The sequence below is a fragment of the Methylomicrobium agile genome, from assembly GCF_000733855.1.
GTDB lineage: Bacteria > Pseudomonadota > Gammaproteobacteria > Methylococcales > Methylomonadaceae > Methylomicrobium > Methylomicrobium agile.
This window is the reverse complement of the sequence record NZ_JPOJ01000001.1, coordinates 2,608,897-2,629,895: the sequence shown is the minus strand read 5'-3', so window position 1 is coordinate 2,629,895 and position 20,999 is coordinate 2,608,897. Positions and strand designations below refer to the sequence as shown.

The 20,999-nt window shown below is 56.9% G+C and carries 18 protein-coding genes; 10 read left to right on the top strand and 8 right to left on the bottom strand.

From position 1 onward, the window contains the following. Positions 1-46: 46 nt before the first annotated feature. Together CC94_RS21545 and CC94_RS0112500 are read left to right on the top strand one after the other, a co-directional pair. Complete coding sequence (locus CC94_RS21545) at positions 47-2,197, top strand: PAS domain S-box protein (protein WP_005370272.1); 2,151 nt, start codon at positions 47-49, stop codon at positions 2,195-2,197. After that, complete coding sequence (locus CC94_RS0112500) at positions 2,194-3,831, top strand: diguanylate cyclase domain-containing protein (RefSeq protein WP_005370271.1); 1,638 nt, start codon at positions 2,194-2,196, stop codon at positions 3,829-3,831. Before CC94_RS21545 ends, CC94_RS0112500 begins: the two co-directional genes overlap by 4 nt. Positions 3,832-4,441: 610 nt before the next feature. On the opposite strand, the gene CC94_RS0112485 is transcribed toward CC94_RS0112500, so the two are convergent. From CC94_RS0112485 to CC94_RS0112475, 3 genes are all read right to left on the bottom strand, one after another. Next, positions 4,442-4,960, bottom strand: a complete 519-nt coding sequence (locus CC94_RS0112485; protein WP_031431094.1) for an O-acetyl-ADP-ribose deacetylase — start codon at positions 4,958-4,960, stop codon at positions 4,442-4,444. A 64-nt stretch (positions 4,961-5,024) separates the two neighbouring features. After that, positions 5,025-5,615, bottom strand: coding sequence for an RcnB family protein (locus CC94_RS0112480; RefSeq protein ID WP_051911492.1), 591 nt, complete (start codon positions 5,613-5,615; stop codon positions 5,025-5,027). Between the two features lie 167 nt (positions 5,616-5,782). Next, on the bottom strand, positions 5,783-6,778 hold the full coding sequence (locus CC94_RS0112475) for an efflux RND transporter periplasmic adaptor subunit (protein ID WP_157203431.1): 996 nt from the start codon (positions 6,776-6,778) through the stop codon (positions 5,783-5,785). Positions 6,779-6,977: 199 nt separating this feature from the next. Between CC94_RS0112475 and CC94_RS0112470 the strand changes: the two genes are divergently transcribed. From CC94_RS0112470 to CC94_RS0112445, 6 genes are all read left to right on the top strand, one after another. Further along, positions 6,978-7,214: a TIGR02647 family protein gene (locus CC94_RS0112470; RefSeq protein ID WP_005370266.1), complete on the top strand. Its 237-nt coding sequence runs from the start codon at positions 6,978-6,980 to the stop codon at positions 7,212-7,214. 48 nt (positions 7,215-7,262) lie between these two features. After that, the gene (locus CC94_RS0112465) at positions 7,263-7,952 is read left to right on the top strand and encodes an O-methyltransferase (RefSeq protein ID WP_031431088.1); all 690 of its coding nucleotides are present in this window, start codon (positions 7,263-7,265) and stop codon (positions 7,950-7,952) included. A 7-nt stretch (positions 7,953-7,959) separates the two neighbouring features. Continuing rightward, positions 7,960-8,397: an NUDIX domain-containing protein gene (locus CC94_RS0112460; protein ID WP_005370264.1), complete on the top strand. Its 438-nt coding sequence runs from the start codon at positions 7,960-7,962 to the stop codon at positions 8,395-8,397. Positions 8,398-8,515: 118 nt separating this feature from the next. After that, positions 8,516-11,269, top strand: a complete 2,754-nt coding sequence (gene ppdK, locus CC94_RS0112455) for a pyruvate, phosphate dikinase (RefSeq protein ID WP_031431086.1) — start codon at positions 8,516-8,518, stop codon at positions 11,267-11,269. Between the two features lie 360 nt (positions 11,270-11,629). Continuing rightward, positions 11,630-12,832 (top strand): AAA family ATPase, encoded by a 1,203-nt coding sequence (locus CC94_RS0112450; RefSeq protein ID WP_031431084.1) that lies wholly within the window; start codon positions 11,630-11,632, stop codon positions 12,830-12,832. Beyond that, positions 12,829-13,425, top strand: coding sequence for a DUF4276 family protein (locus CC94_RS0112445; RefSeq protein ID WP_031431082.1), 597 nt, complete (start codon positions 12,829-12,831; stop codon positions 13,423-13,425). Before CC94_RS0112450 ends, CC94_RS0112445 begins: the two co-directional genes overlap by 4 nt. A 525-nt stretch (positions 13,426-13,950) precedes the next feature. Here the strand turns inward: CC94_RS0112445 and CC94_RS21540 are convergent. The 3 genes from CC94_RS21540 to CC94_RS0112430 form a co-directional block, all read right to left on the bottom strand. Then, complete coding sequence (locus CC94_RS21540) at positions 13,951-14,976, bottom strand: hypothetical protein (RefSeq protein WP_245619748.1); 1,026 nt, start codon at positions 14,974-14,976, stop codon at positions 13,951-13,953. 57 nt (positions 14,977-15,033) lie between these two features. Beyond that, entirely contained in the window at positions 15,034-15,834 is an 801-nt protein-coding gene (locus CC94_RS0112435) for a class I SAM-dependent methyltransferase (RefSeq protein ID WP_005370256.1), read from the bottom strand. Positions 15,835-15,931: 97 nt separating this feature from the next. Then, positions 15,932-16,750 (bottom strand): class I SAM-dependent methyltransferase, encoded by an 819-nt coding sequence (locus CC94_RS0112430; RefSeq protein WP_005370254.1) that lies wholly within the window; start codon positions 16,748-16,750, stop codon positions 15,932-15,934. Between the two features lie 130 nt (positions 16,751-16,880). Here CC94_RS0112430 and CC94_RS0112425 point away from each other — a divergent pair, with 130 nt between their 5' ends. Then, positions 16,881-17,783 carry a LysR family transcriptional regulator gene (locus tag CC94_RS0112425; protein WP_005370253.1) on the top strand — a complete coding sequence of 301 codons (903 nt, stop codon included), beginning with the start codon at positions 16,881-16,883 and terminating at the stop codon, positions 17,781-17,783. A 122-nt stretch (positions 17,784-17,905) separates the two neighbouring features. On the opposite strand, the gene CC94_RS0112420 is transcribed toward CC94_RS0112425, so the two are convergent. After that, entirely contained in the window at positions 17,906-18,832 is a 927-nt protein-coding gene (locus CC94_RS0112420; protein ID WP_005370251.1) for a TIGR01777 family oxidoreductase, read from the bottom strand. Between the two features lie 298 nt (positions 18,833-19,130). Between CC94_RS0112420 and CC94_RS0112415 the strand changes: the two genes are divergently transcribed. Next, positions 19,131-19,805 carry a transaldolase family protein gene (locus CC94_RS0112415; protein ID WP_031431079.1) on the top strand — a complete coding sequence of 225 codons (675 nt, stop codon included), beginning with the start codon at positions 19,131-19,133 and terminating at the stop codon, positions 19,803-19,805. Positions 19,806-19,924: 119 nt separating this feature from the next. Here the strand turns inward: CC94_RS0112415 and CC94_RS0112410 are convergent, their stop codons facing one another. Continuing rightward, positions 19,925-20,962, bottom strand: a complete 1,038-nt coding sequence (locus tag CC94_RS0112410; RefSeq protein WP_005370248.1) for an MJ1255/VC2487 family glycosyltransferase — start codon at positions 20,960-20,962, stop codon at positions 19,925-19,927. Between the last annotated feature and the right edge of the window lie 37 nt (positions 20,963-20,999).

The window sequence follows — 20,999 nt, the reverse complement described above, 5'->3', positions numbered from 1 at the left end:
TGATCGTTGAGCCCGTGCACCCGAGTTACAGCGTTGATGACTCAAAATGAAACAACATCATAATAATGAGCCGATTTACCGCGCGTTGGTCGAAGCGGCTCCGATCGCAATGGTCATGGTGGATAACCGGGGCCACATCGTTCTTGTCAACAACCAGGCCGAGCGCATGTTCGGCGCCGTCCGCACCGATCTGGCCGGGCAGCCGGTCGAAGTGCTGCTGCCGGAACGCTTTCGGGCCGGCCACCCCGCTTCGCGCCACGATTTTTTCGCCCATCCCAAGGCGCGCGCGATGGGCGCCGGCCGGGACCTATACGCCAGGCGGCGCGACGGCAGCGAGTTTCCGGTCGAAATCGGCCTCAATCCGATCGAAACCGCCGAAGGGCCGATGGTGCTCGCCGCGATCGTCGATATCAGCGAACGCAAACGTCTTGAAAACCGTTTTCAGCAGGTGGTCGAATCCGTGCCCAACGGCATCGTGATGGTCAATCGCAGCGGTTTGATCGAGCTGGTCAACCCCCAGGCCGAGCGCATGTTCGGCGCTGTCCGCACCGATCTGGTCGGGCAGCCGGTCGAAATGCTGCTGCCGGAACGCTTTCGGGCTGAGCATCCCGCTTCGCGCCACGAGTTTTTCGCCCATCCCAAGGCGCGCGCGATGGGCGCCGGCCGGGACCTGTACGCTAGGCGGCGCGACGGCAGCGAATTTCCGGTCGAAATCGGCCTCAATCCGATCGAAACCGCCGAAGGACCGATGGTGCTCGCCGCCATCGTCGATATCAGCGAACGCAAACGCCTTGAAAACCGTTTTCAACAGGTGGTCGAATCCGTGCCCAACGGCATCGTGATGGTCAATCGCAACGGTTTGATCGAACTGGTCAACGCGCAAGCCGAGCGCATGTTCGGCATCTTGCGCGCCGAGCTGATCGGACAGCCGGTCGAAGTGCTGCTGCCGGAACGCTTTCGGGCCGACCATCCCGTTTCGCGCCACGATTTTTTCGCCCACCCCAAGGCTCGTGCGATGGGGGCGGGCCGGGATCTGTATGCCAGGCGGCGCGACGGCAGCGAATTTCCGGTCGAAATCGGCCTCAATCCGATCGAAACCGCCGAAGGGCCGATGGTGCTGGCCGCTATCGTCGATATCACCGAACGTAAACACGCCGAACAGGCACTTCGCGAAAGCGAGGAAAGCTTTCGCCTTCTGGTCGATGGCGTCAAGGAATATGCGATTTACATGCTCGATGTGGATGGCCATGTCATGAGCTGGAACGTCGGCGCCCAAAACATCAAGGGTTACAGTGCCGATGAAGTCCTGGGCCGTTCACCGGACATCTTCTATACCGAAGACGAAGTACGGTCGGGCTTGCCCGGGAAACATCTGCGTCTGGCTCGTGACCAGGGCTATTTTGAAGGTGACGTCCTTCAGGTACGCAAGGACGGTTCGACTTTCTGGGCCAACATCCTGCTGACCGCGTTGTACGATGAAACGGGGCTACATCAAGGGTATTCCAAGGTGACCCGCGACATCACCGAACACAAACGAACCCAGGAAACGATCAGCCGCGCGCTCGATGAAAAAACCACGTTGCTGAACGAAGTGCATCATCGGGTCAAGAACAATCTGCAAGTCATTTCCAGCCTGTTCAATTTGCAGGCTTTGCATACCTCGGACCCCGACGTGAAACAGGTCCTCGCCGAAAGCCAGGGGCGGGTACGGGCCATGGCGCTCATTCATCAGCTTCTCTACGAATGCAACGATTTTACCCGCATTCATCTCGACGACTATCTGGAGCGGCTCGGGCAATTGCTGATCACGTTGAACGCGCCGGCATCCAGCCGCGCCTCGGTACGAACCGAATCGGAAGGCTTCCCGGTCTACCTGGATCTGCACCGCGCCATACCGTGCGGCCTGCTGGTCACCGAATTGATCACCAATGCCTTTAAGCATGCGTTTCCCGACGGACGCAGCGGCGAAGTCCGCATTACGCTGAGTTGGGACGGCCAAGGCGACGCGTGTTTGTCGATCCGCGACAACGGCGTCGGCTTGCCCGAAGGCTTCTGTTTCGAACAGACTCGATCCTTGGGACTCAAACTCGTGCAGCGGCTGGCGGGACAAATCGAAGGCCAGCTGGAAAGAGGGCGGAGCAAAGACACGTGTTTTATGCTGTATTTCACGCCGATGATGGAGGATAACAAAACATGAAGCCGACCCGGATTTTATTGGTAGAGGACGAAAGCGTCATCGCCTTCGATCTCGAAATGCAATTGACCCACCTGAATTATGAAGTGGTGGCGATCGTCGCGAGCGGCGAACTGGCGATTGAGCGGGCCGGCGAACTGAATCCGGACATCGTGCTGATGGATATCAATCTGGCGGGCGACATGGACGGTATCGAAGCGGCGCGCAAAGTACGCGAACACTTCAAGATCCCGGTGGTGTTTTTAACCGCTTATGCCGAGGACGACATCCTGCAACGGGCGGAGGCGAGCCGGCCTTACGGCTATCTGGTCAAGCCCTGCGAGGGCCGGGAATTGCACGCCACTTTACAAATGGCCTTGGTGCGCCGAATGGCCGAGGCCCAGGTCGAAGCCAGCGAAGAGCGTCTTCGCCTGGCGCTGGATGCCGCGGGCCTGGGTATTTGGGAGTTTGATGTCGGCAGCCGGCGCGTCATTACCGGAGGCCATTTTTATTGCGTGATGGAAACGCCCGAGCAAATCGGGGAACCACCGTTGGAAACGTTACTGAAAGGGGTACAGGCAAGCGACCGGCCGGATGTCGAAGCCGCCCTAACCGAGGCGCTGAGCCAGGAAAAGCAATTGCACCGGTTTTTTCGGCATGATCACGACGACGGCCGCATCGCCTGGGTCGAGATGCACGCGAAATCCTATCCGGGCACGCGCGGCAAGATCACCCGCATCATCGGCGTCGTTCGCGACATTACCGAACAGCACGACTCCGAGGATCGGCTGAGAGCCGCCGCGGCCGTGTTCGACACCACGACCGAGGGTATTTTCATCGCCGACGACAGCCTTCGGATCATTACGGTGAATCCGGCTTTTCTACTGATTACCGGCTTCGAAAAACAAGAAGCCATCGGTGCCGATGTCAACCAACTATTGCTCGAAGCGCCGTTGCTCCCGGATTTTTTCGGTCGCATCGGCTCGATTCCCGGCGGGTACTGGCAGGGCGAACTGCGCTGTCGACATTCCGATGGGCATGGCTTTCCGGCCTGGGCCAGCATCAGCGTGGTGCGCGACATGACCGGCGCGGTTCAGCGCTATGTCGGCGCGCTGTCCGATATGTCCTTATTGCGCCATGCCGAAAACAACCTGACGCAGTTGGCCTTTTACGACTCGTTGACGAAACTGCCGTCCCGCCAGCTTTTCAACGACCGCCTGGAACGGGCGCTGGCCGGAACCGACAGCGAACCGATAGCGGGGGGATTGCTGCTTATCGATCTGGATCGTTTCAAAGAACTCAATGCGCGCCTGGGCCGGGTATGCTGCGATGCGCTTTTGCAAGACATCGCCAAGCGTATCGGGAGCGTACTGCAAAAAGCCGATACCGTTGCCCGCTTCGATGGCGACGAGTTTTTCGTGCTGTTGCCGCGTATTCGTCACAGCGACGATGCCGAGCGGACCGCGGCGAACCTGCTCGCTGCGATCGCAAGCCCGCCGCTGGCAGCGGCCCCGGAAACCGCCGTTTCGGCAAGCATCGGCATCGCCATGTACCCCAAAGATGGCGACGATCCTCAATCGCTGATGCAAGCGGCCGATCGAGCGCTATGCCGGGCCAAGGAGCAAGGCCGTAACCGTTACTGTTTATATGCGGCGTAAGGAATATGGAAAATTTGCGGCGCCGCCCCTCCCCCTCGCTTTTGAAACGGTACGCCTCATCGAGCGGCCTGAAATTCTGCATTTTTCGAAAGGCAACCCTTTCACTTTTTTCAAGGTAACGGAAAAAATAAGTCCAGTAACCTGTAGGGCGTTTTCGCGGCAGCAAAACGCCAGCATGCCTCAAAGCTATGGCGGATTGCCTAGCGGCGAATCCGCCCTACGGCCCTACGTGGGCTTTTGGAAACCCTTTCACTTTTTTCAACGTAACGAAAAGAATAAGTCCAGTAACCTGTAGGGCGTTTTCGCGGCAGCAAAACGCCAGCATGCCTCAAAGTTATGGCGGATTGCCTAGCGGCGAATCCGCCCTACGGCCCTGATAAACCCGAGTTTGAGCCAATAGCCGGAGGCTTGGCGCAACGTGACGGATTGGGGCGGCCTCTCGGGCAAATCAGACGAATTCATCAGTCACTTTTCCGGCACTGAAATGGATAAAAAACAGCACGGGATTATAACCAAACTCCACTGTCAGGAAGCGCAGTTCGCACCGTTTTTTTTTATCAAAACTTTCAGGCAGCCTTAGCCTTATAAACGGAAGAGAGCGAGACGCGGATCATTTCGTGTCTAATGAGAGCAGTCTGGCGTATACGGCCAGATCGTCCGCCGAGAAACAGCAGAAAATGACTTCTTCTATCGAAATCGGGCGGACCACCGTAGCGGAGACGGTCCGATAAGCGACTTCAGCCGCCAGTTCGACCGGATAGCCGTAAATACCGGTAGCGATGCACGGAAACGCCAGAGTCCGGATACCATGCTCGGCCGCAATTTCCAGCGAGCGCCGGTAGCACGATGCCAGCCGCTCAGGTTCGTTTCGTACCCCGCCGCGCCAGACGGGACCGACCGTATGGATCACATATCGGGCCGGCAACCGATAACCCCCGGTCAGCTTCGCATCGCCGATCTCGCAGCCGCCCAGCGTCCGGCATTCCCGCAGCAATTCGGGCCCGGCCGCGCGATGGATCGCGCCGTCCACGCCGCCTCCGCCCAGGAGGCTGCCATTAGCGGCATTGACGATCGCATCGACCGCCAAAGCGGTGATATCGGCCTGTATCGCAGTCAGTTTTACGGCCATGTCTCAGCTCCTAAGATAAAAAGTTCCGCCCGACGCGCGCTCCCGCCAAGGGCGAGAAAGCCGGCTACCAGCCGCCGCCCAGGTCGTAGATCGCATCCATCACAATGCCGGTGCCGATCGCAACCAACAGAATATCCGAAGCCACGCGCACGAACCGGTAACCCGGCGGCGGATAGCCCAACCCCAAGACGACGGGCTGCGGCACGTCGTAAAAAATCACATTGCGCGGCAAGGGACGGCCGATCGCCCACCTTCTTGCCAAGCCGGGCGGCACGCAGCCGTTGCCTTTCTTCACTAATCCCGGCGGGCAGCGGCCGCCGCGGTATTGATCGTAATAATAATTGTGCACGATGGTGCGGTGATTATCGACGAAATACCGGCCGCCGCTGTAACGGGGACGATCCGCGTTCTTATAGCGCGACCCGTCATTCCGGTCCGCCTGTCTCCCGCGCCGGTAATCCCGGCCGCCATCCCCACCGTGGAATTCCCTTCCCGAATAACCGCCCTGGCCTTGCCAGCGTTCGGCTTGGCGACTCTGTCCTCCGCGGGGGCCGCCGGTCCAGCCCGGCTTGTCCGCAAACGCCGGGCCTGCCGTAAACAGCGACGCGACAGCCGCCAAAATAAGGCATTTAGCCCGAAAACCCGATCGAATCATGACTTGTCTCCTCACAATGAATTTGCAACACTGAACCGGCAAGCCGTCCGCAAAGCCCTGGACTCCTCTGCATCGACGGCCTTTTCTCTGGGTATCAGCATACACATCGCCGATGAACATCGGCTTAATGAAGACTTGCGTTTATTTTTGGTCGCCAAGCGGCGCGTTCAATCGTCCTCGTCGGGGATTTGCGCGCGAAACTCCTGCGACAGCAGCATTTGGCCGCCGACCGACACGATGTCTTCGCCCGCCTTCAACGCGTCCCGAACGAAATAGCCTTCGGGCGAAGGCCGATAATTTCCGATCAAGCGCCGGCTAAAGGCTTCCGGACCGGTTCTGACATACACGAACGGCTGATCCATCGACCAGACCAGCGCCGATCCGGGAATGGTAACGCCGTCTTCCTGCGCGTTGCCATCCGGCAGCCACACGCTGACCGTCATGCCGGGCCTGACCCTGCTGCCGGAGGTCCGGAAAAAATAACTGGTTCCCTGCACGGCCTGATCGATCTGGGGTGTGGGCGAGATATAGACGGCCGCCTCGGCATTGGCGCGATTGCCTTCGGGATCGGCGAACGCCGCCGCATTCGGCAGCGGCAACGCCTTGCCGGCCGGCAGGGTGACCAGCAGCAGAGTCTCTTTGCCGTTCACGAAATCGCTCAATCGGTCCTTGCCGGCCTGAAATGCCCAATCGGCCAGTTCCGAGCCCCACGTCACCCGCGCCTCTTCGAGCACTGCATCGCTCTGGGCGCGCCGGGCATCGAACTGCGCCTTGTCGGTCTGCCAGAACGACTGCCGCTCCTGCATGACCCGCTTGGCCGCGACCCCATGCCGGTATAATTCTTCGGTGCGGCGAATGCTCTGGCCGGACTGGGCGAGCCGCGCGCCGGCGCTTTTCTGCTCGGACAGCGCGACCCGGTATTGGCTCCTCAGCGCCAAGAGCGGCTGGACATTGACCGCTCTGCCGTAGGCGGTGAATTCCGGCCGATATGGACTCGGCCGGACTTTCACGATCTCCAGGCCGGCCAGTTGTTGTTTCCGCCGGTCGAGACTGACGACCGGCATGCCTCCCGAATCTTCCGCCAGGGCCGGTTCCGCACCGCCTTCCTCCCCGGCATCGGCAGCGGCCGTCAGCGGCCCGCCAAGCGCAAACAACGCGGCCATGAGAAGTAACGAACGGAAACGCATCGCGAACATCGAGTAAAATTTAAGATCAAGACGAAAAATCGATAGCATAGCCGGTATGTCACCGTCCGTAAACCTGCCTAAGCCTCCGGCAAACCGCTCGACGCTTGAACGGGCGCCGCGAATTCGGGTTACAATGCCCGGCAGATTTTACTTTACCGAAAATGGAGCGTTTCCCGTGTTTTATAACCCCGAACTCGTCGACGAACTGAATGTGCTGGTCCGTTATAACCTGACCACCACGCAGGAAGGCATCAAGGTACATAAAAATGCCGATCCCCAAGTGATCGAAGCGACCCGGCGCCTGTTTCGCAAAGGCCTGGTCACGCACGAAGACGGCGGCTACCTGACCGCGCTCGGCCGCGAGACCGCCGAGCAGGTCCAGACCGTACTGGACATCCTGACCGCGGAGTGAAAAAAGCCCGGAGCCATTCCTTCCCACAGCGCCAGGAGAACGCCGCCGATGACCGACCATACATCCCCCACACCGCCCAATCGAACCTCGATCGTTCCGGTCGATCCGGCGATCGAAAACTATCTGCGCGGCTTGCTCGGCCGCACCGATACCCCTGTATTGCAGGATATGGAGTCCTTGGCCGTACAGAGAAGTTTTCCGATCGTCGGGCGCCTGGTCGGGGTGTTTCTGGAATCGCTGGCCCGATCGATCGGTGCTGAGAGCGTGTTCGAGTTCGGCAGCGGCTACGGTTATTCGGCCTACTGGTTTGCCCGCGCAGTGGGCTCCGAAGGCCGGATCGTCTGCACCGACGGCGATCCGCTGAACCGGTTCCAGGCCGAGCATTTTCTGAAAGTGGCCGGTTTATGGGAAAGGATCGATTTCCATACCGGATTCGCACAGGATATTTTCACCGGCACCCACGAACCGTTCGATATTTGCTATAACGACGTCGATAAAGGCGATTATCCGGAAGTCTGGCGCCTCGCCAAAGACCGGATCCGCCCCGGCGGACTCTATATCGCCGACAACGTGCTCTGGCACGGGCGTGTCGCAATGGACGAATATACCGACGTCGTGCCCGGCTGGACCGAAGCGATACTCGAACACAACGCGCTGATTTTCGGCGATCCCGACTTCGACGCGTACATCAACCCGATCCGGGACGGGGTGCTCGTCGCGCGCAAAAAAACCGGCTGACTTCGCCATGACCAAACCCGTCACCCCGCTGCTTGCCGCCGACACGATCATCGAACTGATCGACCTGCCCGAACGGCCTTTTATCCTGATCGAGCGCGCGTTTCCGCCCTACGGCTGGGCGATACCGGGCGGCTTTGTGGATGTGGGCGAAACGGTCGAACGGGCGGCGATCCGCGAAGCGAAAGAAGAGGTCGGGCTCGACGTGCGCCTGACCGCGCTGCTCGGCATTTATTCGGACCCGAAGCGCGATGCCCGCGGCCATACGGCGACCGCCTGCTATGTGGCCGAGGCGCACGGCATGCCCGTCGCCGCCGACGATGCGAAGAACTGCGGCATTTTCACATTTGCGACACTGCCCGAATTGCTGGCGTTCGATCATGCCCAGGTACTGGCCGACTACCGGAATTTTTTGGCGACGGGCCAAGTCACACCATTACGTTTTTAGCTAGACACGGGTAGGAGCATCCGTTTAACACCTACCTGCATAATCAATAGGCGCAAGAACGCCGCAGACTATGGAATTCGGCCATTTGTCCGCTTATGGCTACAGGGGGAAAACCAGCATGACAACACAATACATCTTTTCTTTCCAACAAGGCGACGGCAAAAACAAGGCGCTGCTCGGCGGCAAGGGCGCCAATTTGTGCGAAATGACTCAGATTGGCCTGAACGTGCCGCCGGGCTTCGTGATCTCGACCGAGGCCTGCCTGGATTATCTGCAACATCACCGGCTGCCGGGCGGACTGATGGACAATGTCAGGCGCCACATGCAGGAAATCGAACGGACGACCGGCAAGGCTTTCGGCGGCAAAAGCCAACCCTTGCTGGTTTCGGTGCGTTCGGGCTCGGCCATTTCAATGCCGGGCATGATGGACACGATCCTGAACCTCGGACTGAACCGGGAAACCTTGCAGGGCCTGATCGAAGCGACCGGCGATCCCCGCTTCGGCTTCGACGCCTACCGCCGCTTCATTCAACTGTTCGGCAAGGTCGCGCTCGGCATTCCGGACGAAAAATTCGACGCGCATTTCGAAGAGGTCAAAAGACAGGCGGGCATCAAGGCCGATGTCGCGCTCGACGTGGATCATCTAAAGGAGATCAGCGAGTCGTTCCTGCAGGTAGTCAGGGAAGAAACCGGCCGTCCTTTTCCCGAAGACGTCTACGAACAACTGGAGCTGGCGATCAAGGCGGTGTTCGATTCCTGGATGGGCCGGCGCGCGGTGGACTACCGGCGCGAGTTTCGCGTAACCGAAAAGATGGCCAACGGCACCGCGGCGAACATCGTCACGATGGTGTTCGGCAACATGGGCAACGACTGCGCGACCGGGGTCGGTTTTACCCGAAACCCCGGCACCGGCGCAAACGAAATGTACGGCGAATATCTGGTCAATGCGCAGGGCGAGGACGTGGTCGCGGGCATCCGCACGCCGAAACCGGTGCAGGAACTGGCCAAGGAAATGCCCGACCTGTACCGCCAGCTGTCCGAACTGCGCGACAAGCTCGAACAGCATTACCGCGAGGCACAGGATTTCGAATACACGATCGAACGCGGGGTGCTGTACTGCCTGCAAACGCGCAACGCGAAAATGAACGCGGCCGCGATGGTCCGGACCTCGGTCGAGATGGTCAAAGAAGGCCTGATCAGCAAGGAACGGGCGCTGCTCAGGATCAATCCGGAACTGCTCGAACAACTGCTGCATCCCCAGCTCGACCCGAACAACAAGATTCCGCCGCTCGCCCAGGGCCTGCCGGCTTCCCCCGGCGCGGCCTGCGGCAAATGCGTTTTCGACGCGGATACCGCGGCGATGATGGGCAAGGCCGGCGAAGCGGTGATCCTGCTCCGCGAGGAAACCAAGCCGGAAGACATCCACGGCTTTTTCGCCGCGCAGGGCATCCTGACCAGCCGCGGCGGCAAGACATCGCACGCGGCGGTCGTGGCGCGCGGGATGGGCAAGGCCTGCGTCGCGGGCGCCGAGGACATCCGGGTCGACGTCAGATCACGGCGCGCGCAGGTCGGCGAGGTGCTGATCCACGAAGGCGACATCATTACGATCGACGGCGGCACCGGACTGATCTATCTGGGCGAAATTCCGACCGTGGCGCCGACCGTTTCGGAAGAATTGCAGACGCTGCTGGGATGGGCCGACGAATACGCGGAGCTGAAGGTGCATGCGAATGCGGATACGCCGGAAGGCGCGAAGAAGGCGCTCGCCTACGGGGCGGCCGGCATCGGCCTGTGCCGCACCGAACGGATGTTCAACGCAAAAGAGCGTCTGCCGCTGGTAATCGACATGATCCTGGCCGAAGACCCGGAAAGCCGTGCCGCGGCGCTCGAAAAACTGTTCCCGATCCAGCGCGAAGACTTCGTGAAATTGTTTACCGCGATGGCGCCTTTTCCTGTAACCGTCCGCCTGCTCGATCCGCCGATGCACGAATTTCTGCCCAGCGAACATCAGTTGGAAGACGAAATCCAGGCATTGAAAAAGTACGAAACGGTGATCAAGGGCCAGCGCGTCACGCTGGAAACGCTGGCCGGGCATCTGACGACGCTGCCCGCCCCGTTCGATCTGTTGAACGAGGAGGTGATCAGCAAGGCAATCGCGAAAAAAGAACTGATGCTGAAAAAAGTCCGCGACCTGTACGAGGTGAATCCGATGCTGGGGCACCGTGGCGTCCGCCTGGGCATGTCGTATCCGGAAATCTACAAGATGCAGATCCGCTCGGTGCTGGAAGCCGCCGCGCTCTGCGCGCAGCAGGGCCTGAAGATTGCGCCCGAAATCATGGTGCCGCAGGTAATCACCGCCGAGGAGCTCAAGCGGGTCAAGGAATATGTCGCCGAAGTCCGGCAGGAGACCGAAACCCGCTACGGTCTGACGCTGGACTTCAAATTCGGCACGATGATCGAAACGGTCCGCGCCTGTACCCGCGCCGACCAGTTGGCCGAACTGGCCGAGTTTTTCTCGTTCGGCACCAACGATCTGACACAGGCAACTTTCTCGTTCTCGCGCGAAGACGCGGAAAACAAGTTTCTGCCATTGTATAACGAGGTCGGCCTGCTCGAAGACAATCCGTTCGAAGTGCTCGACGTCAAGGGCGTCGGGCAACTGATGAAGATGACCGCAGAATTCGGCCGCCACACCCGCCCCGGCCTGAAGATCGGCATCTGCGGCGAACAGGGCGGCCATCCGCAATCGATCCGCTTCTGCCACCATATCAAGCTGGATTATGTGTCGTGCTCGGCGCCGCGCATTCCAATCGCGCGTCTGGCCGCGGCGCATGCGAAACTCCTGGAACATGAGTTTTTCAATCACTCATAAACTCGATGCAGCCGGGCGGAAGCCGGGACTTTACTGTGTAAAAATCTGAGCTTGACCTTACAAGTCATCGAAAAGAACTCGATGGCATCTTACATTGACCGCCTCGCTTCGACCCTTTTCTACCCATATGCAATAATTTGCAAGGACAAGATAAGGACAAATAAGCTGTCATTTGAAAATATAAGTGCGATTATCTTGTGTAATCGCACATTTTGAGGTCAACATGCCTCCGAGTACGCTATCGCCAATGACTCGAACGCCGTTGATACAGCACGCCGGAAAAAATCAGGTGCCAATTACCGAGCCAAGCCAAGCAGTTCGATTGCCTAACGTACATCAAAATATAGAGAACCTAACCCCATGGCCCATGCCCGTATCACCCGCGTCGTATTACGAAACTACAAAAGTATTGGTTATTGCAACGTAAAATTGGACCAACTGACCTATTTAGTAGGGGCAAACGGTTCCGGTAAAAGCAATTTCCTCGATGCCTTGCACTTGGTACGAGATGCCTTGACAAGTTCGTTGGACAACGCATTAAACGAACGCGGGGGCCTGTCGGAAGTACGCAGATATTCCAGCGGCCATCCAAACCATTTCGGCATCCGTCTGGAATTCTCACTCGCTAATGGGCAAAAAGGACATTACGCATTCAATGTGGGAGCGCTCTCCGGCCAAGGTTACGAAGTGCAAACCGAGGAATGCGTATTGGTGGGTATTGGTAAAGGCCCATTTTTCCAGATCGATAAAGGCAAACTGCGCAACAGTAGCGAATCGACGTTCCCCTACGTGACTTCCGACCGCTTAGCATTGGTAGCCGCTTCCGGCTTGACCGAATTTCGTCCGGTTTTCGACCTGTTCTCAACAATGGGATTTTACAATTTGAATCCCAAATTAATGCGTGAACTGCAGAAACCGCAAGAGGGTAAGTTGCTAAAGCCGGTTGGCGAAAACATCGCTAGTGTCATTGGGCACTTAGAAAGAGTATCTCCGGAACGTATAGCCATCATCCAGGAATATTTGCAGACTGTCGTACCTATGGTTCATGGTGTGAAACGTAAGTCCATTGGCCCGATGGAAACCCTTGAATTTCGTCAGGACATGGCCGGCGCCAAGTATCCCTGGCGTTTTCTAGCGCAAAACATGTCTGACGGCACCTTAAGGGCATTGGGAGTATTGGCTGCACTGTTTCAAGGTAACCGGGATTACGCCCCCACCTTGATAGGTATCGAAGAGCCGGAGACGGCATTACATCCGGCGGCAAGTTCAGCTTTGCGCGAAGCGTTGAATAGGGCTTCGCAAGAAACTCAAATCATCGTCACCAGCCACAGTCCGGATCTGCTCGACGATCGGCAATTGAATGCCGATTCTTTATTGTCGGTGGTTTCCGAAAAAGGCGAAACCCGGATCGGCCCCATCGACGAAGCGTCTCGGCAAGCGATGCGAGACTCACTGTTCTCCGCAGGCGAGTTGCTGCGTCTAAATCAACTGGCTCCCGACCGCAAACAACTGGAAGCGCAAGAACAAAAACAAACCGATTTATTTGGAGACAGCCAGCCGTGATCAATGTGACTGCGATTGTGGAGGGCGATGGTGAAGTCATCGCTTTACCTGTCCTATTACGGCGACTCAACGAGTGGTTAACCCCGGAAGTCTATGTCGATGTAGGCTATCCGATTCGTGTCCGCCGAGACCGTTTCCTAAACAAGGATGACGAATTTCGCCGCCATCTCACTCTTGCCGCCAACAAATGCGGCGACGAAGGCTGGATATTAATCCTATTCGATGCGGACGATGACTGCCCCGCCGAACTGAGTCAAGAGATTTTGTGTCGCGCCCAAAGTATCGTCCCTCACCGTAAAATTTCCGTTGTGTTGGCAAACAGAGAGTACGAAGCCTGGTTTATCGCAGCCGCCGAATCGCTGCAGGGAAATCGAGGCTTCAATTGTGACCCGGCAAAGGCCATCGATCCCGAACGACCGCGCGATGCCAAGGGCTGGATCGAGGCTTGCATGGCCAACCGCTCGTATGGCGAAACGACCGATCAACCGGCATTTTCCGCGCAAATAGACTTGCAGCTAGCGTTTGACCGTAGTCGCTCGTTTAGAAAGCTGTGTAGCGAATGGAACAAACGGTCACAGGCTCCTAACCCGTAAGATGTGCCAAGTGTAGGATGTGCCGAGGCACGAGGCCCATCGATCGAGAAATTATTCTCACGCGAACGATGCGCTTCACTTCGTTCAGCACATCCTACGGCCCTTGATGCGGCAGGGCGGTAAGCAAGGATTTTAATGCGAATTAAGCGCTGCATCGGCGTTGCCTCATCAACTATTTGTAGAGAAAATCCCCTGCCCCCTTTTTCAAAGGGGGATGTCGCCAGCATACTTGCTCTCTTTTCAAAAAGGGGACGTCGTTTTGGCCATTGTTGAAGCGACTCTTGCTCTCGCCCCTTCGACAATGCCACTTTCCCCTCCCCTTTTGAAAAAGGGGCAGGGGGATTTTATTAGACTGCCTTCACAGCGCAACAGTCTTCAGCTCTTAATCCGTATTTAAACTGAATGTCACAAAGTACACTAAAACCAGCCACTTATTCTCACCTGGAGCAGTCAGAATAAGCTTTAAAAGACAGCAACAATGACGAAACTACTTAATCTCGCTGGCCTTTGCCTTAGTTTTAGTCATTAGATTTGGCGGGGGCCGATAGGATCGAAATTTTTTAGTAACGGTACATCGTCTTTGTTGACCCACAGCACATCCATGTTGTACGAACCTTGCGGCCCCCAGCCACCGAAAAACCTCTTGCCGTCCGGCGAGAACGACCAACACATGTCTTCGCCGGCGGTATTCACTGTGTCGCCAAGGTTCAGCGGTTCCTGCCATTCGCCCTTGGGATTCCGGTGCGAAATCCATTCGTCGTGGCCGCCGCGCGAACCCATGTCGGTGCGCGTGCTGGTAATCACCAGACTTTTGCCGTCTTTCGACAATCCGGTCCAGTGCAAATGATCCCGGTACGGCGAGTTGATCCGCATTCCCAAGCTTTGCGGTTTTTGCCAAGCGCCGTTTTTCTTTTCGACCTTCCAGATGTCGCTGTCCTGGGTGACGCCCGGTTGCTGATAGCTGAAATAAATCAGACTGTCCGATGCAATGATCGGGCAATGTTCCTCGCCGGTCGGTGTGTTGAGATGCGGCAGTTCCGGGACGTCATTCCAGCTCTTGGCTTGTTGCCAGATGCCATCGATTTTCTGCACTACGTACAAATCGCCGGTCGAAAGATTACCTGGCTGGTAGCGAGTGAAATAAATCGCGTTGCCATCGTCCGATAGGCTGGGCTCAAGTTCCCAGGCTTCGGTATTGATGTTTGGGCCCACCTTGGGATCGATGCCAGGCCCAAGATGAATCGGTGCCTGCCAAGCGCCATTGGCGCTGTGAGCCATCCAGATATCAAAGCTGTAAGGGGTGCCTTTGGACTCGATACTGCCCGGCCGAGTAGAAACAAACAAAACGGTTTTGCCATCGGCGCTGTAGGTCATTTCGAACTCCGCAGCATCGGAATTGATCGGCGCGCCGATGCTTTTGGCCAATGACGGTGCTTGGGCGCTCGCGCCGGAAGGCATGTCCATGCCCGGCATCGCATAAGACGGGCTCTGCATCAACAGCACTGCCAACCCGCCGATGGCGCAATTGAAGATAGAGAATCTTGATTTCATAGTAGATACCGAATAACAAAGGATGGGGCGAACGGAAACGAAGCCTTTCCCAGGCGTTTAAGCCTTGGGCTTTTCCGTCTCGAATAAAATGGCTTGCATCGGATAACGCGTCGGGCCAGAGCCGAACTCTTTTTTGAAGGCTTCGGCTAGCTGCTTGACAATATCCTCGGGATCGACGCCGCCTCGATCCCTGATTTCGAAAATCACCGGCGTGTATACCAAAGCCCGCGCAAACGCCGTCACATCGAGAATATCGTAGACGTGACGCTGCACGGAAATAACCACCGGATCAAACCCGATCTGAATCAACTGTTCCTTGAGCGGATCGATTTGATGGCAGGACACAGGATCGAATAAAAACTGCGGTGTATCCGACGGAAAATAGTGTTTAAAGACTTCGAAGCTCAAACTGGCAAACGGGTTATAGCGTTCCGAATCCCAGACACGGAACAAATAGCGACCGCCGGGCCTCAAGGTTCTGTAAACCTCGCGCAACCCCTTGTCGCGGTCGAAAAACATGATGCCGAATTGGCAGACCACGGCATCGAAGGATTCGTCATCGAACGGCAACGCAGTGGCGTCGGCATTCATGAACGTGACTTGTTCGCCGGGCTGAAACTTCTGCCGGGCCACGTCCATCATCGTATCGCTGATATCGATCGCGGTCAGGCGGGCTTCCTTCGCCAACAAATTGCGCATGTGGCGGGTGACGATACCGGTACCGGCAGCGATTTCCAGGACGTCCAGTGGCGCTTGTCCGGCAACGCGCCGAGCGGTATCGGCGCCGTAATGCTCGAATAGCACCGGTCCAAGATCACGATCGTACGGAATGACAACCTCATCAACGTAGCCCGGCATAATATTTTCCTTTGCCAACAATAAAGGGGGAATTTTTGAAAAAACAGGCAATAACTCTGCGTCCTTTCGCCTTCGTTTTATTGCAGCGAGTCTCCGCTTAACACGGAGCGAGATCCGCATTATGCTCGATTACATACATGAACCGAACCAGTGTACCGCGCTCGGCATGATCCTTGAACCAGCCGTTCTCCGCCATGCGCGCCTCGCACAAAAAGGCATTGCCTTCGTCGGCAAACTCGGGCTGAAGCATGCGAGAGAATTGGTAATTTTTTATCCAGTGATTGCGGATATTCGGAGTAAAGTCGTGCTGAACATAGCGGAATGACAGAGCCTGTAGCGCCTGATCCATGCGCGTATGGCCGGGCAACAAAATTGCATCGGAATCATGCTCCTCCTTGACCTGAAACGCCGCGATGATCATACGGCCGCCGGGCCGCAGTCTGGCATTGAGCTTGACCAGGATCTTATTGTAATCGCCCATGAAATAGATCGAATCGATGGCGAGAATAACATCATAATCGTCGCCGGGCAGTTCGTCATGAATCAGGTCTACGCACTGAAAATTCAACGTGCCGGCTTTATCGCGGTTTCTGTCTTGCGCCTGGGCAATGGCAGCATCCGCATAATCAAGGCCCAGGATATGACTGCCTGTTTTTTCGTGGAGGTATTCGGTGATGTAACCGTTTGAGCAGCCGACTTCCAGCACCTTCTCGCCAACGCTGAGCAATGAAGCCAAAAAACCCATTTCCTCAATATCCATCATGCCGTGTTGGCACAGGTCTATACCATAAACGGCCTTGCAGAAGCGTGAATGCGCCGGGCTTTCGGCCGCACGCCGAAAATATTCGTTGTACCAGGCCCTGGAAAACATTTCCATCTGACCCATCTCGGCCGTGTGGTTCATCAGTTCATTCATGCTCTGTTCCACGCTTACCTTACCCCATGAGCCGTTACAGCTCTTCTTGATCGAAATAACTATTATAAGCGACTGGCAAATGATTAAAATGCATGCCTAATATTGAATTTAGCATAAGGCCATTGCAAATATGCATAATCTAAATTGGGACGACTTGCGTTATTTCATTGAAGTAGTTCGTTCGGGTAATGTCACGGAGGCGGGGTTACGGCTCGGAGTGAATCAATCCACCGTGAGCCGGCGGGTTGCGCAACTGGAAAATCAACTAGGCAAAGCCTTGTTCGACCGTACTGCAAAAGGCTGGGTCATCACGCCGGTTGGGGAAAAGATCGTCGCGCTGGCGGAAGTGATGGCGAACCAAGCCAATGCCATTTATCGCAAGGTCGAAAGCGACTCCGAGGATATTTCGGGATTGATTAAAGTGACGGTTTCCGATGTATGCGCGAAGCGTTTTGTGTTGCCGGTTATCCGCGATTTCAAGCGAGATTATCCCGACGTCGATTTCGAACTCATCGCTGCCGAGGAAGTTTTGAATCTGGCTGGCCGCGAGGCCGACATTGCGATTCACGCCCTTATCGAGCCGCCGCCGAATGTGGTCGGCAAACGTATTTGCAGGCTTGCCTATTATGTTTACGGCCACCCGACGCTATGGCTAAACCTGTCGCCGGAAACACCGCCCTGTATCACCTGGATAGGCGATGGCGTCAGTTTGCCGTATTGGATCAAGAAAAATTTTCCCAAACTCAAGCGAGCTTACCGGACCAACTCCAGTGTAGCCATGTTCGAAATGTGCCGGGAAGGCCTAGGGCTGGCTTTACTCCCTTGTTCTTTAGCCGACGAGGCGGATGAACTGATACGCATCCCTGTTGAGTACACCGAATCGGGATCTGATATTTGGGTACTCAGCCATGTCGATTTGCGCACAACTGCAAGAGTTCGAGTCTTTCGAGATCGTATGGTCGCATTCCTGACCAACGAGATTGACTTATTGGAAGGACGTAAACCCAAAACCCGTAAAATGCGCCAAATGTAGGATGCGCCGAGGCACGAGGCGCATCGATCGAGGGAACTATTCTCACGCGAACGATGCGCTTCACTTCGTTCAGCACATCCTACGGCCCTTAATCCTAAAAACGTCAGACCCCATTTAGATGTCTATATTTTTGTTTCAAAACCTCCCGATTCCGCCCCCAGCGCCGCCCGCAAGGCGCCTTCCAGATCCGGATGGCGAAACAGGAAGCCGTGCATCAGCAACCGTTCGGGCAGCACCCGCTGGCTGCCCAATACCAGCTCAGACATTTCGCCGAGCAGCGTTTTCAACACGAAGGCGGGCAGCGGAAACAGCGCCGGACGGTGCAGGCAGCGCGCCAGTGTAGCGGTAAACTGCCGGTTCATGACCGGATTCGGCGCGGTCGCATTGTAGGGGCCCTGCATCGTTTCATCGGCGATCATCGTCTGCGCGATCCGGATCCAGTCTTCCCGATGTATCCAGGACATCCACTGCCGGCCGCTGCCGAGCCGGCCGCCGATGCCGAGGCGGAACGGCAACAGCATCCGCTGCAATAAGCCGCCGTCACCGGCAATCACCAGCCCGCTCCGCATCAGGCAGACCCGGACGCCGAACTCGGCCGCCCGGCTCGCCGCCTGTTCCCAGTCCGCGCATAACCGGTGCGAAAAATCGGGCCGAACGGACGATGCTTCGGTGAGAATCTGATCGCCCTGATCGCCGTAATAACCGACCGCCGAACCGTTGATCAGCAGCTTCGGCCTGACAGTCATCCGCTCGATGCAGGAGACCAGTTGTTCGGTCAAGCCGATCCGGCTTTCCCGGATCAGCCGTTTGCGCGCTTCGCTCCAGCGCGCGTCGAAAATCGGCGCGCCGGCCAGATTCACGATCACATCGAACGACGCGTCAGGCTGCAAAAAGCTCAAATGGCCGAGCCCTATCACTTCCGGACCGAAAACCCGTTCGACGTTCTCGGGGCTGCGGCTCAACACGGTCACCCAATGGCCTTCTCCGATCAGGGCTTTGACCAGGGCCTTGCCGATAAATCCGGTACCGCCGGTAACGAGAATTTTCATTTAAAGCCCTCCTAAAGTAATTGACTGCGCCGAATCCAAGCCCGAACCATTTACCGGGACAATATACCAGCTCGTAGGATGGATAAGCGAAGCGCATCCACCACGCAATTGCCGGATGCGCTTCGCTTATCCGGCCTACGCAATATCTTAACTTAACGGCATTGACCATATACTGGGACAATATACCAGCGAGGCTCGGGATGCCAACTCTCGCACAGCCAGATCGAGTCATCGAAACAGGCTTTGCCGAAGCTCGCCGCTCCGTTAAAATTCCGTTTATTTCGATCAGGACATTTTGATGTTTGAGTTATATCTCGATACCGCCGACCTTGGACAAATCTCGCGCTTCGCTGCCTGCCTGCCGGTGCACGGCATTACGACCAATCCTTCCATTCTGGCCGGTTCGGGCATCGGGCTGGCCGAATTGCTGCCGAAAGTCGCCGAAATCCTGGGAGACAAGGCGGTGATTCATGTGCAGGTCGTCGGCGAAGACGCGGACGCGATGGTCCGGGAAGCCTTACACCTCCAGGAACTGCCTTATCGGATCGTCGTAAAGGTGCCGGCGACCGAGATCGGGCTCATCGCGATCAAACGGATGAAAACGCGCAACATCCCGGTCCTGGCGACCGCGATCTACAGCGTCCAGCAGGGATTTCTGGCCGCCTTGTGCGGCGCCGATTATCTGGCGCCTTATGTGAACCGGATCGATGCGATGGGTGCGAACGGCACGGGCGTCGTCGCCGATTTGCAGTCGCTGCTCGACCGGCACCGGCTCGTCGGCAAGCTGCTGCCGGCCAGCTTCAAGAATACGCAGCAGGTGCTGGAAGTGTTGAAGGCCGGCGTCGGCGCGATCACGCTGCCGCCCGGCATCGCGGCCGAACTGTTTGCGCATCCGGCCGTGCAACCGGCGGTGAATCGCTTTACTCAAGACTGGCAAGCGGTCTTTGGACGGAAACTCTCGTTTGAAAGTTAGAATTTCGTCAAAAGATTCATTCCTCCCCAAACTGCCGTCTTTGACGCCGCTATCGTTAAAACAGCATCTTACGCGAAAAAGGAGGCGCTCTCCCGGCTTTTCGTTATCACGGGCTCAGGTTAATTAAAATGCAAAACATTCACCTCGCTCCAGGATTTCTCGACAAAATCGTCATCGATGAACGGCATTCCCTCCCATATCCAGCGTACCAGAATTTTAGCGACGTTCGGGTAAGTGACCCGGATCCGGTGCGGATTTTCCAGCCAGCGCGCGAGCGCCTTCGAATCGAGTTCGTTCATGATCCGTCCGTAGCCGAGCTGTTTCAGCGCCGCGGCATTTGAAATCTGCTCCATCTGCGAATGCAGCGGCTTGACCATGATTTTCTTGCCGAGCTGCAGCGCCTCGCTGACCAGTTCGAAACCGGCATTGCTGAGGATGCCGGCGCAGTCTGCCAGATCGTTTTGAAAACCTTCGCGCGATAAGGGCCGGATTTTGATATGCTCGGCAGGGGAAACCAGGCGTACGGGCATGTAGACGAAAAAATCATGCTCCCTGAACGGCCTCAGCATCCTGATCACGTCCTGCGGGTCCTCGAACGGCAGGTATACGACGATTTTGTTCGGTATGGATCGCTCGGGCGGCTCATGTACTGCAATGATCGGCGGCAGGATCGGCTGGCCGAAATGATGCCAGTGCAGGCCGATATGCTGTCGCGTCGGCGCAAAATATTTCATCACCTTTTCGGCGATGAAATCCCCGCCTTCCCGCGGTATAGGATAATTGAACGCATATTGATGCCCGATGCCGAGGACTTTTTTGTTGCTGAACCGGCCGGCCCAGGCAGTGACCGGCTCGAAATCGGAGAGCACCAGATCGTAATCGCTGAAATCGAGCGTCTTGATGTCTCTGACGAAATGGATCGGATGCGTTTCGAACGCGGTCTTCAGATAGCTGACATCGCCGTTCCGGGTGTGAAAAGTCAGCCCTTTCCTGACTTGGTAAGCGTTGAAGATCTCCATGTCGAAATAGCGGGACGCCTCCCGGCCGCTGAACAAATAAGTCACCTCGACGCCCGCTTCCGCGAAGGCTTTGGCCATTTCGCGAGCCCGCGTAATGTGGCCGTTGCCTGTGCCCTGCACACCGTAAAATATTTTCATCCGAAGTTATTTTTCCTTTTGCGGCCGAACAGGCCGG